Source organism: Atopomonas hussainii (assembly GCF_900109735.1).
Classification (GTDB): Bacteria; Pseudomonadota; Gammaproteobacteria; order Pseudomonadales; family Pseudomonadaceae; genus Atopomonas; species Atopomonas hussainii.
Genome location: NZ_FOAS01000004.1, coordinates 71,327 through 86,156 on the forward strand (window position 1 = coordinate 71,327; position 14,830 = coordinate 86,156).

Below are 14,830 nucleotides of genomic sequence, written 5' to 3' on the forward strand. Positions count from 1 at the left end.
TTAGGCGCCTTTGTGGGCAATCGCGGCTTTCACGAAACCGGTGAACAGCGGGTGGCCGTCACGCGGGGTGGAGGTGAATTCCGGGTGGAACTGACAGGCCACGAACCACGGATGATCCGGCGCCTCAACCACTTCGACCAACGCGCCATCGGCAGAACGACCGGTAACTTGCAGGCCAGCGGCTTCCAGCTCGGGCAGCAGTACGTTGTTCACTTCATAGCGGTGGCGATGACGCTCGGTGATGATGTCTTTGCCGTAGCAAGCATGCACGTTGGAGCCGACTTGCAGCTGGCAATCCTGCGCGCCCAAGCGCATTGTGCCGCCCAAGTCAGAAGCATCGGTACGCTTCTCGGTGCTACCAGCGGCGTCTTGCCATTCGGTGATCAGGCCAATCACCGGGTGTGCGCTGTTGCGCTCAAACTCGGTGGAGTTGGCATCGTTCCAGCCAGCCACATGGCGGGCGTATTCGATCACCGCCACTTGCATACCCAAGCAGATGCCGAGGTAAGGAATCTTGTTTTCGCGGGCATGCTGCACCGCTTTGATCTTGCCTTCTACGCCGCGCAGGCCAAAGCCGCCGGGCACCAGAATGGCGTCGACGCCATCCAACAGGCCCAAGCCTTGCTCTTCGATCTGCTCGGAGTCGATGTAGCGCATGTTGACCTTAGTGCGGGTCTGGATGCCGGCGTGACTCATCGCTTCGATCAGCGATTTGTAAGCATCCAGCAGCTCCATGTACTTACCGACCATGGCGATGGTGACTTCGCGCTCGGGGTTGAGCTTGGCATCGACCACGCGGTCCCACTCGGTGAGATCGGCGCCGCCGCATTCCAGACCAAAGCGCTCAACCACCAAATCATCGAGGCCTTGGGCGTGCAGCACGGAAGGAATCTTGTAGATGGTGTCGACGTCTTCCAGACTGATCACCGCTCGCTCTTCGACGTTGGTGAACAGGGCAATCTTGCGGCGCGACGATACGTCAACGGCGTGGTCGCTACGGCAGATCAGCACGTCTGGCTGCAAGCCAATCGAACGCAATTCTTTGACGGAGTGCTGAGTCGGCTTGGTCTTGGTTTCGCCGGCGGTGGCGATGTACGGCACCAGCGTCAGGTGCATCAACATAGCGCGACGCGCGCCCACTTCGACACGCAACTGGCGGATCGCTTCAAGGAACGGCTGCGACTCGATGTCACCCACTGTGCCGCCGATTTCGACCAGCGCCACGTCGGCATCGCCAGCACCTTTGATGATGCGGCGTTTAATTTCGTCGGTAATGTGCGGGATGACCTGAATGGTCGCGCCCAAGTAATCACCACGGCGCTCTTTGCGCAGCACGTCGGAGTACACCCGACCGGTGGTGAAGTTGTTGTTCTGGCTCAGCGTGGTGCGAATAAAGCGCTCGTAGTGACCGAGGTCGAGGTCAGTCTCGGCACCGTCGTGGGTGACGAACACTTCACCGTGCTGAAACGGGCTCATGGTGCCCGGATCGACGTTGATGTACGGATCGAGCTTGAGCATGGTGACCTTAAGGCCCCGCGCCTCAAGAATCGCCGCCAACGAGGCAGAGGCAATGCCTTTCCCCAATGAAGATACAACACCACCCGTTACGAAGATGTAGCGCGTCATGAAAAACCCTGAATGTCGTGCTGGGCGGAACTGCAGCCGCCGGGGAAAGAGTGAAGGCGCGCGGTGCGCGTCTGCCTTCTAGGACGGGAGCATAGTCTAATGCAAAGCCTGTTTTTGCTCAAACCCCAGTGACAGTTCAGCGCGCACAAAACGCCGGCCAGAACGACTAAAAATCAGGTTGCCAAAGCAGGCTCACGCCTTCATCTGTGGCCGGCGCTAAGTTAGCCACGCAAAGCAATTGCTCGCCGGCATACAGCAGCGGCCAACGGCCGCGCAAAAAGGCTGGAATCTGCTGTTCTTGCAAATAACGCTTAAGGTCGCGCGAGCCGCGCCCGGCGAGACGCAGCACTTCGCCGCCCTGCCGATAACGCACGCTCAAAGGCTGCGCCGGCAAGCTACCCTGCACACGGCACTGGCCGTTGCCGGGCAGCGTTTGCCAGTCAGCATGCGCCGCTAAGGCTTGCGCCTCTGGCGGGTTTTCTAGGCGCTGCGGCAACCACCAGATTGCCATGCGCGAACGCCGCACACTGCCGGTTTGCCAGCGCCATACTGGCTCCGCGTCGTCGCCTGCCATGAGCAGATCTTGCCAACCTTGCCAGTGGCGACTATCCGGCATCGCCGACCGCTCACGCAGCCAATGGCGCAACACATTACGCTGCCGTTGCGGGCTTAATGCCTTGAGCGCATCCAGCGCTAGCGCAGGCAGATTAAGCGCCGCCAAATGCGCTGGCAGTTCCAGCTGCGCCAGTTGCAGATCCAGCTCGGCCAACTCGGCCAGCAGTTGATCGCTTTCGGCCGCGTATTCTGCTGTGCGCAGCACATTACTGTGCAACTGCGGCCAACGTTCGCGCAGCAGGGGCAACACGTTAAGGCGCAAGAAATTTCGGTCGAGCTGGGTGTCTTGATTGCTGGGGTCGTCAATCCAGCTCAACTGATGATGCCGGGCGTAACGCTCTAATTCGGCACGCGGCACAGCGAGTAGCGGTCTAAACAAAGTGCCCTGCCCTACCGGGCGCTGCGCGGGCATAGCCGCCAAGCCACGCACCCCAGCACCGCGCAACAAGCGAAACAGTAAGGTTTCAGCTTGATCATCGGCATGCTGCGCCAAGAGTAATAATTCGCCGGCGGCCAGCTGCGCAGTGAACACCTGATAACGCGCCTCGCGCGCTTGCGCCTCTACACTGGCGCCACTAGCCACCTGCACACGCTGCACCGTCAGTGGCACCCCAAGCGCCGCGCATTGCTGCTCGGCATGGGCAACCCAAGCATCGGCGACCGTCTGTAAACCGTGGTGAATATGCAGCGCCGTAAGCGGCGGCAGGTCATGCCGCTCGCGCAGCCCCGCCAGTGCATGCAAGAGGACGGTGGAGTCAAGCCCACCAGAAAACGCAACGCGCCACGCTGGTGCGTGGCGCCAAGGGGCCAGACGGGCGAGTAGCGCCTCGCCGGCCCAAGCGAACATCAGGCCAGACCGTAACTCATCAGGCGCTGATAACGCGCCTTGAGCAATTCGTCGCCTTTGAGTTTACCCAGCTCGTCGAGCTGCTTTTCCAGCTGCAGTTTGATATTGCCAGCCACTTCAGCGGGGTTGCGATGCGCGCCGCCCAAGGGTTCCTCGATGATCTCATCCACCAAGCCCAGTTCTTTCAAGCGCGGCGCGGTCATGCCCATCGCCTCGGCAGCTTCCGGAGCTTTCTCAGCGGTTTTCCACAAAATCGAAGCGCAGCCTTCCGGCGAAATCACCGAGTAGGTGGAGTACTGCAGCATGTTCAGACGATCACATACGCCAATCGCCAAAGCGCCGCCGGAGCCGCCTTCACCAATTACCGTGGCGATAATCGGCGTGTTCAAACGCGACATTACGCGTAGGTTCCAAGCAATCGCTTCGCTCTGGCCGCGCTCTTCGGCGTCGATACCCGGGTAAGCGCCGGGGGTATCAATAAAGGTCAGAATCGGCAGTTTAAAACGCTCAGCCATTTCCATCAGACGACAGGCTTTGCGATAGCCCTCGGGGCGTGGCATACCGAAGTTGCGGCGCACCTTCTCACGCACTTCGCGGCCTTTTTGATGACCAATCACCATCACCGGACGGCCACCCAAGCGCGCCGTGCCACCCACGATGGCGCAGTCATCGGCGAAGTGACGATCGCCGTGCAGCTCTTCAAAGTCGGTAAAAATGGCTTTGAGGTAATCTTCGGTGTACGGCCGGCGCGGGTGACGCGCCAAGCGTGCCACCTGCCAACTGGTCAAGTTGGCGAAGATTTTCTGCGTTTCGCTGCGGCTTTTTTCTTCCAGCCGGGCGATCTCGTCGCTGATGTCCATGGCATTGGCACTGCCAACATGACGCAGCTCATCGATCTTCGCCTGCAATTCGGCGATGGGCTGTTCAAAGTCCAGATAGTTGGGATTCATAAGCATCCATCTTTTGCGGGGCCGGGTAGCGGCAGCGAGCTGCCAGTCCTTGGCGTTCTACCTTATGCAAAAGGGCGAACGCCGTCGAGCTACGTGAGGCCGACTAACGGTAGTTCAAAAAGACGCTATCGCGCCCGAACTGGTCACGCAGGGTTTGAATCAAGCTGTCGCCGGGCTGCACTTTGAAGGTTTCACCCAAGCGCAGCAGGGCTTTGGCACCCGCGCCTTGATAATCGATACTCACCGGACACTGGCCTTTGTGAGCGCTTAACAGCTCGCCCAACTGGCGCAGACTCGCCTCGCGCAGCTGATCTTTACGCAACTGAATGCGCAGGCTTTCGGCAAGGCCGGTGCGGGCCTCTTCAAGCCCCATCACCCGCTTGGCGCGTAAACGCAGACCGCCGGAGAAGTCATCCATGCTCACCTCGCCTTCCACCACCACTAAGGTGTCGGTTTTCAGCAAGGCGCTGGCTTCACTAAAGGCCTCAGAAAAAAGCGAGGCCTCGATACGACCCGAGCGGTCATCGAGGGTGATAAAGCCCATCTTGTCGCCGCGCTTATTCTTCATCACCCGCTGGGCGACGATCAGACCGGCAATGGTTTGCGAGCCGCGCGCCGGTTTTAAATCGACGATGCGCTGACGAGCAAAGCGGCGCACTTCGTGCTCATACTCGTCGATCGGGTGGCCGGTCAGGTACAGGCCCAAGGTGTCTTTCTCGCCGCCCAAGCGTTCTTTAAGGCTCATCTCGCGGGCTTGGCGATGATTGGCGTAAACATCCGCTTCGGGCTCGGCGAACACACCGCCGAACAAATCCATATGCCCACTGGCTTCGCTGGCGGCACTTTGCTCGGCGGCTTGAATGGCCTCCGCCATGGAGGCCAGCAGCACCGCGCGGTTGCGGTCGATATTGTCGAGATAAGCTTTCAGCTCATCAAAATAGAACGGCCCGAGGCGATCTAACGCACCGCCGCGAATCAGTGCTTCCAGCGTGCGCTTGTTGATGCGCTTTAAATCCACCCGAGCGCAGAAGTCGAACAGGTCTTTGAAAGCCCCAGCGGCGCGGGCTTCGACAATCGCTTCTACCGGGCCTTCGCCGACGCCTTTGATGGCGCCTAAGCCGTAGACGATGCGACCGTCTTCGTTAACGGTGAATTTGAACTCCGAGGTGTTCACATCCGGCGCGTCGATGCGCAGCTTCATGCTGCGGCATTCTTCGATCAGGGTGACCACCTTGTCGGTGTTGTGCATATCCGCCGACAGTACCGCCGCCATAAACGGCGCCGGGTAGTGGGCTTTCAGCCACGCGGTTTGATACGAGACCAAACCGTACGCGGCCGAGTGCGACTTGTTAAAGCCGTAGCCGGCGAACTTTTCTACCAGATCAAAGATGTTGCCCGCCAAATCGGCGCTGATGTTGTTCTTCTCGCAGCCTTCAATAAAACCGCCGCGCTGCTTGGCCATTTCTTCGGGCTTTTTCTTACCCATAGCGCGGCGCAGCATGTCGGCGCCGCCTAAGGTGTAGCCCGCCATCACCTGCGCAATTTGCATCACCTGCTCTTGGTACAAGATGATGCCGTAGGTGGGCTTCAGCACTGGCTCAAGACCCGCGTATTGGTAATCCGGGTGCGGGTAAGAAATGCTTTCGCGGCCGTGCTTACGGTTGATGAAGTCGTCCACCATGCCCGATTGCAGCGGACCGGGGCGGAACAAGGCCACTAGTGCGATCATGTCTTCGAGGCAGTCGGGCTTGAGCTTTTTAATCAGCTCTTTCATGCCTCGCGATTCAAGCTGGAACACTGCGGTGGTTTCCGCGCGCTGCAGCATGTCGTAGGTTTTTTTGTCGTCCAGCGGGATCAGGTCGATGTTGACCAGTTCTGTTTCGCCACGGCGCTGCTGCTCGCGATGGATAGTCTCCATCGCCCATTTGATGATGGTCAGAGTACGCAGGCCGAGGAAGTCGAACTTCACCAAACCGGCGGCTTCCACGTCGTCTTTATCGAACTGCGTCACTAAGCCGCTGCCGTCCACATCGCAGGCAATCGGCGCAAAGTCGGTGAGCTTAGTCGGCGCGATCACCACACCGCCGGCGTGCTTGCCGGTGCCACGAGTGATGCCTTCGAGCTTTAAGGCCATGTCCCAAATTTCTTGGGCCTCTTCATCAACCTTGAGAAAGTCGCGCAGCGGCTCTTCCATCTCGAAGGCTTTTTCCAGCGTCATGCCGACTTCGAAGGGAATCATCTTCGACAGACGATCAGCCAAGCCGTACGACTTGCCCTGCACGCGGGCCACATCGCGCACCACCGCCTTGGCTGCCATCGAGCCGAAGGTGATGATCTGGCTCACCGCATTGCGGCCATATTTGTCGGCCACGTAGTCGATCACCCGGTCGCGGCCATCCATGCAGAAGTCGACGTCGAAGTCGGGCATGGAAATACGTTCGGGGTTCAAGAAACGTTCGAACAGCAGGTCATAGGCCAGTGGATCGAGGTCGGTAATCTTCAGTACATAGGCAACCAACGAACCGGCACCCGAACCACGCCCCGGCCCGACCGGCACGTCGTTATTTTTCGCCCACTGGATAAAGTCCATCACGATGAGGAAGTAACCGGGGAAGCCCATCTGGATGATGATATCCAGCTCGAAATTCAGCCGGTCGATGTAGACCTGTTTCTTCGCCGCGTAATCAGGGGTATCGGCCGGCAGGATGACTTTGAGGCGCTCTTCCAGCCCCTCGAACGAGGCATGGCGCAGGTAGTCATCGATATTCATGCCATTGGGCGTGGGGAAGTCCGGCAGAAAATAGGTGCCCAGCTGCACATCGATATTGCAGCGCTTGGCGATTTCCACCGTGTTGGCCAAGGCTTCGGGCAGGTCGCTGAACAGCTCGGCCATTTCCTCGGGGGTTTTCAGGTATTGCTGGTCTGAGAAATCGCGCGGGCGGCGCGGGTCATCCAGCACGCGGCTCTCGCCGATGCACACGCGCGTCTCGTGAGCCTCGAAATCATCTTGCTTTAAGAAGCGCACATCGTTGGTCGCCACCAACGCCACCGGACAGCGCGCCGCCAACTCAACGGCGCCGTGCAGATGCTCTTCATCGCCAACACGGCTGGTGCGCTGCACTTCGATATAAAAGCGATCACCGAACACCGCCTGCCATTCGCGCAGCAGGGTTTCCGCCAGCAGCATGTCACCGGCCAACAAAGCGCGGCCCACCTCGCCTTCTTTCGAGCCCGACAGGGCAATCAAGCCATTGGCGGCTTCTTTCACCCAGTCACGCTGGATGATCACCAAGTCGTTGCTCTGCCCGTCACTCCAGCCGCGCGAGACCAATTCGGTGAGGTTGCGATAACCCTCGGGGTTCATCGCCAGCAAGGTCATGCGCGTCAGCGGGCCGTCTTCGTCACGGCTGGCCAACCAAATATCGGCGCCGCACAGCGGCTTAATGCCTGCGCCCATCGCGGTTTTATAGAACTTCACCAGCGCACACATGTTGCTCTGATCGGTCACCGCCACCGCTGGCATGCCAGCACCGGCCACCGCTTTAATCAGCGGCTTGACCCGCACTAAGCCATCGACCAGCGAATATTCAGTGTGCAAACGAAGGTGAACAAACGAGACAGACATGCAGAGGCCTTGGCAAAAATCAGTGCAGGGATTGTAGCGGCAGGCCGGTGCCATGGTCACCGGCAGATACGCAGGTTGCGGATTAAATCGGCGCGCTGGGTGTTACGCGTTTTCGAGCAGGCGCCTGACCGGGCCAAACGAGCGGCGGTAGATAGGCGTAACGCCCAAGCGCTCAAGCGCTTCAAGATGCGCGGCGGTGGGATAGCCCTTATGCCCGGCCAAGCCGTAGCCGGGGTACTGTGCATCTAATTCGAGCATCTCGCGGTCACGACTGACCTTGGCGAGAATCGATGCGGCGGCAATCGCCGGCACACGGCTATCACCTTTAACTACCGCCAGCGCTGGCATCGGCAGCTTAGGGCAACGGTTGCCATCAATCGCCACGCGCGCCGGGGTTAGCGACAGCCCCGCCACGGCGCGCTGCATGGCGAGCATAGTGGCATGCAGAATGTTCAGCTGATCGATTTCACTGACTTCAGCACGGGCAATCGACCACGCCAACGCCTTCTCGCGGATCTCATCAAATAGCGCATCGCGGCGCTTTTCGCTGAGCTTTTTCGAGTCTTTAAGGCCTTCGATCGGGTTATCCGGATCGAGGATCACCGCTGCCGTAACCGCAGCGCCACACAAAGGCCCACGACCAACTTCATCGACGCCAGCCAACAAGCGCTCGTTGGCGAACTCGGGCGGCAGCGCTAACTCAGTCACGCACTACGCCCAATCAGTTCAAGCACAGCATCGGCAGCGCGCTCGGCGGCACCTTGACGCAACTGCAGGTGAATCTCGGCAAAGCGCTTGAGCATTTGCTCACGCTCGGCGCAGGGCTTGAGCAACGGCAGCACTTCGGCGGCCAGCCGTTCAACACTGGCTTTTTCCTGGAGAATTTCCGGCACTAAGCCTTCGCCCGCCAGCAAATTAGGCAACGAGATATACGGGCTTTTCACCAAGCGGCGCAGCAGCCAGTAGGTGAAGCCGGCCATACGGTAAGCCACCACCATCGGGCGACGATAGAGCAAGGCTTCTAAGGTAGCGGTGCCTGAAGCGATCAAGACCGCATCACAAGCAGTCAACGCCTTGGCGGTATCGCCATCGAGCAGCAGCACGGGCAGCTCACGGCCTTGCAGCTGCGCTTCGAGCTGTGCGCGCCGCTCTGGCGTGGCACACGGCAACAGCAACTGCACGCCGGGCATCAGCTCGCGCACGCGCTGCGCGGTAGCGAAGAACAAATCGCCTAAGCGCGACACTTCGCCACCACGGCTACCGGGCATCAAAGCCAGTACGGGCGCGTCGTTGCTGAGACCTAACTCGGCACGCACGGCAGCCTGATCGACCTCCAGCGGCACTTGATCGGCCAATGAATGCCCAACAAAAGTCACCGGCACCTGGTGCTCTTGGTAAAACTTGGCCTCGAACGGAAACAGGGTGAGCATCAAATCGCAAGCTTCGCGAATCTTCAGCACTCGCTTCTGCCGCCACGCCCATACCGAAGGGCTGACGTAGTGCACCGTCTTGATGCCGGCCTTACGCACGGCCAGCTCAAGGCCTAAGTTAAAGTCAGGCGCATCGATACCAATCAGCACATCCGGCTTGGCAGCAATCAAGTCAGCAATCAGCTGTTTGCGGCGCTTGAGCAACTCAGGCAAACGGCCCAGCACTTCCACCAAGCCCATCACCGCTAGGCGCTCTTGGGAGAAATACGACTGCATGCCAAGGGCCAGCATGCGCGGGCCGCCAATGCCGATAAATTCAACGTGGGGGTGGCGAGCTTGCAGCGCCTGCATTAACGCAGCGCCCAAGATATCGCCGGATGCCTCGCCAACGACGATGGCAATTCGCAAAGGTTGTCTGGACATAAATTGTTAGCGAGTAATGCCGCGCGTCGAGGCGCGAATAGAGTCGGTAAACACCCGGACTTCAGGAAACTCAGCCTCAACCGCCTGCAAGGCTTCGAGCGCCTGATCGACGGTCAAGCCTTGGCGATAGACAACTTTGTAGGCCTTACGCAGGGCAGCACAGGCCTCAACCGAGAAGCCACGCCGGCGTAAACCCTCAAAGTTCATGCTGCGCGCTTCAGCAGGCGCGCCCATCACAGTGACATAGGCCGGCACATCTTTACCGATGGCGGTGCCCATGCCGGAAAAACTGTGCGCGCCAATCTTGCAGAACTGATGCACTAAGGTGAAGCCGGACAAAATTGCCCAGTCATCCACCCACACATGCCCCGCCAGCGCGGTGTTGTTAACCAGAATGCAGTGATTGCCGATCACGCTGTCGTGACCCACGTGAACGTAAGCCATGAGCAGGTTGTGGTTACCGATGGTGGTTTCACTGCGATCTTGTACGGTGCCGCGATGAATAGTCACACCCTCGCGGATGGTGTTGTGATCGCCAATCACCAAGCGCGTATCTTCGCCTTTGTACTTAAGGTCTGGGGTGTCTTCACCGACGGAGGAAAACTGGAAAATGCGGTTATGTTGGCCAATCACGGTTGGCCCTTTGATGACCACATGCGGCCCGATCACAGTACCGGCGCCGATTTCTACATTCGGGCCAATAATGCTCCAAGGGCCGACTTCTACGTCGTCAGCCAACTTGGCTTGTGGATCGATAATCGCACGAGGGTCAATCAAACTCATACCTTGCGTTCCGCACAGATGATTTCCGCTGAACAGACTTCCTTACCATCGACTACTGCGGCGCAGGCAAACTTCCAAATGCCGCGCTTATTGCTCAGATAACGCGCTTTTAACTCCAGCTTGTCACCCGGCACCACCGGTTGACGGAAGCGCAGGTTATCGGAGCCGACAAAATAGTAAAGCGTGCCATCCTCAGGTGTGACGCCCATCATGGTAAAACCAAGGATGCCGGCCGCTTGGGCCATGGCTTCAATGATCAACACACCCGGCATAATCGGATGCTCGGGAAAATGCCCGTTAAAGAAAGGTTCGTTAACGCTGACATTTTTGTAGGCGCAAATCTCTTTGCTCTCGAGATCCATCGAGACAACGCGGTCTACCAACAAAAAAGGGTAGCGGTGCGGTAAGAGCTTACGGATTTGGTTGATGTCCATCATGGGAAAAGCAGCCTATAAAACGGAACGAAAAGGCAGCTCACAGGCGCAGGCATTCCAAAGCCTGCGCCTGTGGCGCCACTTATGCTTTCGATGAGTCGGACTGCGCTGCAGTCACGGCAGCCAACTGCTTTTCCAGCTGTTGCAGACGTTTGGCCATGTCATCTAGTTGACGGAAGCGGGCTGCACTCTTTTTCCAGTCACCCGCGCTTTGCATGGCCGTGCCTGAGGAATACGCCCCCGGCTCGGTAATCGAGCGGGTCACCATGGTCATGCCGGTAACGAAGGTGTTATCACACACCTCGATATGCCCCACCATGCCCACGCCGCCAGCCACGGTGCAGTGCTTGCCAATTTTGGTGCTACCAGAAATGCCCACACAAGCGGCCATGGCCGTGTGTTCGCCAATCTGCACGTTGTGAGCGATCTGGATTTGGTTATCCAGCTTCACGCCATCGGCAATCAACGTGTCGTTCAATGCGCCGCGGTCAATCGTGGTGTTAGCGCCGATCTCAACATCGTTGCCAATGCTGACACCGCCAATCTGGGCGATTTTCACCCAGCGGCCTTTTTCGTTGGCAAAGCCAAAGCCTTCGCCACCGACCACAGCGCCAGACTGAATCACCACCCGCTCACCAATGCGCACATCGTGATACAGCACCACACGTGGCGCTAACCAGCCGTCAGCGCCAATGTGGCTGCGCGCACCAACCACACAATGCGCACCCAGGGTAACGCGCGGCCCTACACTGGCCTGCTCTTCAACCACCACATACGGGCCAACACAAGCCGACGGATCCACCTTAGCCGAGGCAGCAATCACCGCCGTGGGATGCACGCCCGGCACGCCCCTAGGCTTAAGGTCAAATTGATGAGAGAGCTGAGCGTAGGCCAAATACGGGTTAGCCAGCACCAAGGCGTTGCCGCTAAAGCCTTCAGCATCGGCTGGGGTGAGCAATACAGCCCCCGCCTCGCTGGCGGCTAAAAACTTACGGTACTGAGCATTGGCAAGAAAGCTCAAATGAGACGGGCCGGCCTCCTGCAAGGTGGCCAGCCCTGTGATGGTCAGGTCTGCCTGACCGCGCAGCTCGGCACCGAGCTGCGCTGCCAACTGCGCAAGCATGAACACAGGATTAACGCGTCAGCTGATTCATGCGCTCGATGACATTACGGGTAATGTCATGCTGCGGCTTCACGTCAACCACCGCACCGCGCTCCAACACGATGTCGTAGCCGCCTTTCTTCAGCACTTCTTCAACGGCTTGGTCCAGTTTCGGCTTCAGCTTGGAAAGCATTTCACGATCAGAAATCGCCTTGGCTTCGTTCAGCTCTTTGGACTGGAACTGGAAGTCGCGGGCTTTCTGCTTGAACTCATGCTCCAGCTTCTGCTGATCAGCCGCAGACAGTTTGCCTTCGCCCTTGATCAACTTTTCCTGAATGCCTTTGGCCTGACCTTCCAAACCCTTCAGCTTGCTCAGCTCTGGGCCGAATTTCTTTTCCGCTTCAACGGCATACTTCTTGGCCGCATCCGACTCAAGCAACGCCATTTGATAGTTGAGCACCGCGATTTTCATTTCGGCGAAGGCCGGTGCAGCCATCAGCGCGGTGGCCAGCATGGCCAATTGAGTCAACTTACGCACGATCCACTCCCCAAAGAGGTTGTTGCTTTGTTATGAAAACTTAGAAGGTCTGACCCAGCGAGAACTGGAAAATCTGTGTTTCCGCATCGTCAGGCTTCTTAATCGGCGCCGCCAGCGAGAAGCTCAGCGGGCCTAACGCGGTAATCCAAGTCACGCCCACACCCACCGAGCTAGCCAAGTTACCGAAGTCCAGGTCACAGGCCGCATCCTTACGGGCGTCCTGACTCTTACTACAATTGGTGTCAAACACGTTACCCACATCCCAGAACAGCGCGGTACGCAGCGAACGCTGATCTTTGATGAAAGGCACCGGGAACAGCACTTCCACACCACCGGTCATCAGCACGTTACCACCGAAGGGCAGCGGGTCTTGGTCCGGATCGTAAACAGTGCCGGGGTTGCTGCCAGTACTTGGCGTACTGCGTGGGCCCAAGGTGTTGTCTTTAAAGCCACGCACCGAGTTAAAGCCACCCGCGTAGTAGTGTTCATAGAAAGGCAGGTCAGACGTGGAGCCATAAGAGTCGCCGTAACCCAACTCAGCGTGGTAACGCATGGTTAAGTTTTCAGTCAGCGGCGCAAAGCGCTGGCCACGGTAATCCACTTTGTAGAACGACAAGTCGCTGCCCGGCAATGTGGTCTCAAACACTAGGCTCTGCGAGTAACCACGGGTGGCCAGCACGCCACGGTTCAAGGTCGACTCAGACCAGCCGATCGAGCCCTTGAGGTTCAAGTAGCTGTCGCCTTCTTGGCGCAGGAAGTCGTAGATTTCATCGACGGTATAAATACCGGTATTGATGTCATCTTGCTGCACCGACAAGCCGTAGGTCAGACGCGAAATTTCGCTGATTGGGTAGCCAAAGCTGATACCGCCACCGAAGCTGTCCACGGCATAGCTGGAGATATCTACGTCCAGCTCGTCATAGTCGGTAGTGCGGTAGAAGGCGTTATAACCAAAGCTCACGCCGTCGACAGTCCAGTACGGGTCAACGAAACCGAAGCTATACACCTCTTGGTACTCGGAACGAGTCAGGTTCACGCTGACACGGTTACCGGTACCCAAGAAGTTGTTCTGCACAATCGAGCCGCCCAAGATCAGACCGGCGTTCTGTGCGAAGCCTACGCTGGCGGTGATCGAGCCAGAAGGTTGTTCTTCAACGGTGTAGTTCACGTCAACCTGGTCATCACGACCCGGCACTGCGGGGGTTTCAACATTGACTTCTTTGAAGAAACCCAAGCGCTCCAAGCGTGCTTTAGACTGATCAATCAAGTAGGTCGACGCCCAGCCGCCTTCCATCTGGCGCATTTCGCGGCGCAGCACTTCGTCTTCGGTCTTGGTGTTGCCACGAAAGTTAATCCGGTTCACGTAAGCACGGTTACCCGGCTCTACCACAAAGGTCACGCTAACGGTTTTGTCTTCATCGTGCGCTTGCGGCACGCCGTTGACGTTAGCAAAGGTATAGCCTTCGTTACCCAGGCGGCGGGTGATCAGCTCACCGGTGGTGGTCATCACTTTACGCGAGAAGACTTGGCCTTCTTTGACCAACAGCAGGGCTTCGACTTCTTCTTGCGGCACTTTCAGGTCACCGGTGAGCTTGACCTCACGCACGGTGTACTTCTCGCCTTCGTTGACGTTCACCGTGATGTAAACGTGTTTTTTATCCGGGGTAATGGAAACCTGCGTCGAGGCCACATCCATATTGATGTAACCACGGTCGAGGTAATAAGAGCGCAGACGCTCCAAGTCGCCGGAGAGCTTCTCGCGGGCGTACTTGTCGTCGTTCTTAAAGAAAGAGAACCAGCCGGTGGTTTTCAGCTCGAACAGATCAACCAAGTCTTGGGTCGGGAAAACCGTATTACCCACCACGTTGATATGCTGAATGGTCGCTACCGGGCCTTCGCTGATGGTGATTTTCAGCGATACGCGGTTACGCGGCTGCGGCACCACATCGGCTTCTACTTCAGCAGCATAACGGCCTTGCGCAATGTACTGACGCTGCAGCTCATTACGCACGCCTTCTAAAGTGGCGCGCTGGAAGATTTCGCCTTCGGCCAAGCCTGATTGTTTGAGGCCTTTAAGCAAGTCTTCAGTGGAAATGGCTTTGTTGCCGTCGATTTCAATCGTCGAAATGGACGGACGCTCGACCACTTCGATAACCAGTACGTTACCGTCACGGCCTAAACGAATGTCTTGGAAGAAACCGGTTTTGAACAAGGCGCGCGTGGCTTCAACCAGGGTATGGTCATCGGCTTGGTCGCCCACATTCAGTGGCAGCGCAGAAAACAGGCTACCGGCAGAAACACGCTGCAGACCATTAACGCGGATATCAGCGATGCGGAACGCATCGGCGTAAACCTCAGTGGAGAGCAACGCCCCAAGGAGCGCACAGAGCAGGTAACGTTTCATGAAATCCTTGTTCTTCCGACAGTCTTCAAGGCCGCTTTCGCGACAAAAATCTT

General features: G+C 58.0%; 11 protein-coding genes. All 11 read right to left on the reverse strand.

Annotated elements, in window-relative coordinates; all coding sequences use genetic code 11:
- The 11 genes from BMX80_RS04715 to bamA all read right to left on the reverse strand — a co-directional run bounded on the left by BMX80_RS04715 (window position 1) and on the right by bamA (window position 14,777).
- On the reverse strand, window positions 1-1,626 hold the full coding sequence (locus BMX80_RS04715; RefSeq protein ID WP_074865734.1) for a CTP synthase: 1,626 nt from the start codon (window positions 1,624-1,626) through the stop codon (window positions 1-3).
- A 166-nt stretch (window positions 1,627-1,792) separates the two neighbouring features.
- The gene (gene tilS, locus BMX80_RS04720; RefSeq protein ID WP_074865737.1) at window positions 1,793-3,088 is read right to left on the reverse strand and encodes a tRNA lysidine(34) synthetase TilS; all 1,296 of its coding nucleotides are present in this window, start codon (window positions 3,086-3,088) and stop codon (window positions 1,793-1,795) included.
- Window positions 3,088-4,038: an acetyl-CoA carboxylase carboxyl transferase subunit alpha gene (accA, locus tag BMX80_RS04725; protein WP_074865739.1), complete on the reverse strand. Its 951-nt coding sequence runs from the start codon at window positions 4,036-4,038 to the stop codon at window positions 3,088-3,090. The genes tilS and accA overlap by 1 nt, the downstream gene beginning before the upstream one ends.
- A gap of 103 nt (window positions 4,039-4,141) precedes the next feature.
- A complete protein-coding gene (dnaE, locus tag BMX80_RS04730) occupies window positions 4,142-7,663 on the reverse strand; it encodes a DNA polymerase III subunit alpha (protein ID WP_074865742.1) in 3,522 nt (1,173 codons plus the stop codon).
- Window positions 7,664-7,765: 102 nt separating this feature from the next.
- Window positions 7,766-8,356 (reverse strand): ribonuclease HII, encoded by a 591-nt coding sequence (rnhB, locus tag BMX80_RS04735; protein WP_139214024.1) that lies wholly within the window; start codon window positions 8,354-8,356, stop codon window positions 7,766-7,768.
- An 11-nt stretch (window positions 8,357-8,367) separates the two neighbouring features.
- Window positions 8,368-9,516, reverse strand: a complete 1,149-nt coding sequence (gene lpxB, locus BMX80_RS04740; protein ID WP_074865748.1) for a lipid-A-disaccharide synthase — start codon at window positions 9,514-9,516, stop codon at window positions 8,368-8,370.
- A 6-nt stretch (window positions 9,517-9,522) separates the two neighbouring features.
- Window positions 9,523-10,299 carry an acyl-ACP--UDP-N-acetylglucosamine O-acyltransferase gene (lpxA, locus tag BMX80_RS04745; protein WP_074865749.1) on the reverse strand — a complete coding sequence of 259 codons (777 nt, stop codon included), beginning with the start codon at window positions 10,297-10,299 and terminating at the stop codon, window positions 9,523-9,525.
- Window positions 10,296-10,736, reverse strand: a complete 441-nt coding sequence (fabZ, locus tag BMX80_RS04750) for a 3-hydroxyacyl-ACP dehydratase FabZ (protein WP_071873485.1) — start codon at window positions 10,734-10,736, stop codon at window positions 10,296-10,298. Before fabZ ends, lpxA begins: the two co-directional genes overlap by 4 nt.
- A gap of 79 nt (window positions 10,737-10,815) precedes the next feature.
- Entirely contained in the window at window positions 10,816-11,856 is a 1,041-nt protein-coding gene (gene lpxD, locus BMX80_RS04755) for a UDP-3-O-(3-hydroxymyristoyl)glucosamine N-acyltransferase (RefSeq protein ID WP_074865752.1), read from the reverse strand.
- 10 nt (window positions 11,857-11,866) lie between these two features.
- On the reverse strand, window positions 11,867-12,373 hold the full coding sequence (locus tag BMX80_RS04760; RefSeq protein WP_071873487.1) for an OmpH/Skp family outer membrane protein: 507 nt from the start codon (window positions 12,371-12,373) through the stop codon (window positions 11,867-11,869).
- Window positions 12,374-12,413: 40 nt separating this feature from the next.
- A complete protein-coding gene (gene bamA / locus BMX80_RS04765) occupies window positions 12,414-14,777 on the reverse strand; it encodes an outer membrane protein assembly factor BamA (RefSeq protein ID WP_074865755.1) in 2,364 nt (787 codons plus the stop codon).
- Window positions 14,778-14,830: the final 53 nt, after the last annotated feature.

Excerpts from the sequence above, each read along its gene's own strand:
- fabZ (WP_071873485.1), bottom strand. The coding sequence starts at position 10,736 with ATGATGGACATCAACCAAATCCGTAAGCTCTTACCGCACCGCTACCCT.
- tilS (WP_074865737.1), bottom strand. The coding sequence starts at position 3,088 with ATGTTCGCTTGGGCCGGCGAGGCGCTACTCGCCCGTCTGGCCCCTTGG.
- lpxB (WP_074865748.1), bottom strand. The coding sequence starts at position 9,516 with ATGTCCAGACAACCTTTGCGAATTGCCATCGTCGTTGGCGAGGCATCC.
- bamA (WP_074865755.1), bottom strand. The coding sequence starts at position 14,777 with ATGAAACGTTACCTGCTCTGTGCGCTCCTTGGGGCGTTGCTCTCCACT.
- dnaE (WP_074865742.1), bottom strand. The coding sequence starts at position 7,663 with ATGTCTGTCTCGTTTGTTCACCTTCGTTTGCACACTGAATATTCGCTG.
- BMX80_RS04715 (WP_074865734.1), bottom strand. The coding sequence starts at position 1,626 with ATGACGCGCTACATCTTCGTAACGGGTGGTGTTGTATCTTCATTGGGG.
- lpxD (WP_074865752.1), bottom strand. The coding sequence starts at position 11,856 with ATGCTTGCGCAGTTGGCAGCGCAGCTCGGTGCCGAGCTGCGCGGTCAG.
- lpxA (WP_074865749.1), bottom strand. The coding sequence starts at position 10,299 with ATGAGTTTGATTGACCCTCGTGCGATTATCGATCCACAAGCCAAGTTG.
- accA (WP_074865739.1), bottom strand. The coding sequence starts at position 4,038 with ATGAATCCCAACTATCTGGACTTTGAACAGCCCATCGCCGAATTGCAG.